Genomic DNA, 1978 nt, shown 5'->3' with positions numbered 1-1978 from the left:
GTGGTATCATTAATGCTATGCCTGAGGCTTATGGTGTTTATTCTTTTGCAACGGGTTGTGGATCTGCAGCGACGGGTAATTATTCAACCGTATTTGGTGCAGGTGCGACAGCAAAGGCAGGGGGTGCACAAGCTTTTGGTGTTTCCGCACTTGCAAGTGGTATAGCAAGTGTTGCTATGGGTGTAGGCTCAGAAGCATCGGGCAAATCTTCAGTTTCTATTGGAGGGCTTGCAACTGCATTAGGTACAAATAGCATTGCTTTAGGTACAAAGGTAAAGGCAGAAAAGAGTTATACGATTGCTATAGGTACAGATGCTGAAGCTAAAGCTTCAGGTGCTATTGCAATAGGGGGCAGGCGCTCTGACAGAACCGAAGAAAATGATCCTAACAGAAAAGTAATTGCGAATGCTGAAAATGCGATTGCTATAGGTACGCAAGCTTATGCTGAAAAAGAAGATTCGGTTGCCATTGGTGTAAATTCGCAAGTGCTTGTTAGAGATGGTGTTGCTGTAGGTGGTGGGGCTATCTCTGATAGAGACAAGAATGTTGCTGGTTATGATCCTGTAACAGGTAAAGGGACAACAAAAACCAGTATAGCATGGAAGAGCACCACAGGCGCTTTTAGCGTTGGTGAAGTTGGCGGTCGTGGTAATGGTACGCTAACACGACAAATTACAGGGGTTGCAGCTGGAAGTGAAGATACTGATGCGGTAAACGTGGCGCAACTAAAAGCTATGAAAGATATCATAGCAGGGGGAGGGGGGTGGAAACTTTCTGCTAACGATACCGATCCGACAGATGTGAATTCAGGCAATACTGTAGATTTTTCAGTGAAAAGTGAAAAAGAAGCGGGAAAAGACAACTTAAAGATTGCAAAAAACACTGCAGATAATAAGCATAAAATTGAATTTACTTTAAATGATCATCTTAAATTGACGCAAGTCACCACAGGCCAAAGCACGATGAGTGATGATGGCTTTTTTGTTAACGGTGAAAGCGGTTCACGCATGACTGTAGACGGCTTTTTTATTAATGGTAATGATGGTCCAAGCATGACTATTGATGGTATTGATGCAGCCAAGCAAAAGATCACAAACGTAGCAGATGGGTCTGAACCTAACGATGCAGTGAATTATAAACAGTTGCAAGAGGTGAAAAACGCGAACAAAACGAGTTGGCAGCTTGCTGTTAACGGTGGAAATGCTACGGCTATTGGTCCAAATGGTACAGTAAATTTTCAGTCAGTTGACAATAAAGGTACAAAAAATATCAAGATCGAAAAAGATAATGATCACAATGTCACATTTGATCTAGCTGATGATATTCAGGTAATGACTGTCACAGCAGGAGACAGCATTATGGATGCTGCTGGCTTTAGATTTGACGGTGATGAGGGGCCGAGCATAACTGTTAATGGCATTCATGCTGGTAATAAAACGATTAAAGGGGTAGCGGCAGGGGAAGAAGATACTGATGCTGTAAATTATAAGCAGTTGACGGAGGTAAGAACACTTGCTGAAGCAGGCTGGAAACTTTCTGTTGATGGTAACAATGCTACAGATGTTAAAGCTGGGAGTACAGTAGATTTTGTTGCTGGTGAAAATGAAGATGGTAGCAAAAATATAAAGATTGCAAAAGACAGTAATAAAGTTACATTTTCTTTGAATGATACTCTTAAGCTCACGAGTGTCACGACAGGCAACAGCATTATGAGCAACGATGGCTTTAAGTTTGTTGATGGTGGTCCAAGCATAACTATGAAAGGTATTGATGCTGGTGGCAAAAAGATTACAAAAGTGAAAGCTGGTACTGATGATACTGATGCAGTAAATTATAAACAGCTGAAAGACTTTACAGCGGGGATGGAAACGGGCTGGAAACTTGCTGTTGAAGATGAAGAAGCTACAGATGTTAAAGCTGGGAGTACAGTAAAGTTTGTAGCTGCTGCAGATAAGGATGACCACAAAAATCTCAAAAT

At 41.7% G+C, this 1978-nt stretch carries 1 pseudogene; it reads left to right on the top strand.

Annotation, left to right across the window (positions count from 1 at the left end):
* Positions 1–1978, top strand: a pseudogene (locus ACFIL8_RS07110) (hypothetical protein); the annotation flags it as partial.

It is taken from the genome of Bartonella sp. AP57NXGY, assembly GCF_042195805.1.
GTDB lineage: Bacteria > Pseudomonadota > Alphaproteobacteria > Rhizobiales > Rhizobiaceae > Bartonella.
Note: the sequence above shows the minus strand (reverse complement) of the source record. Positions and strands in the feature narration are given on the sequence as shown.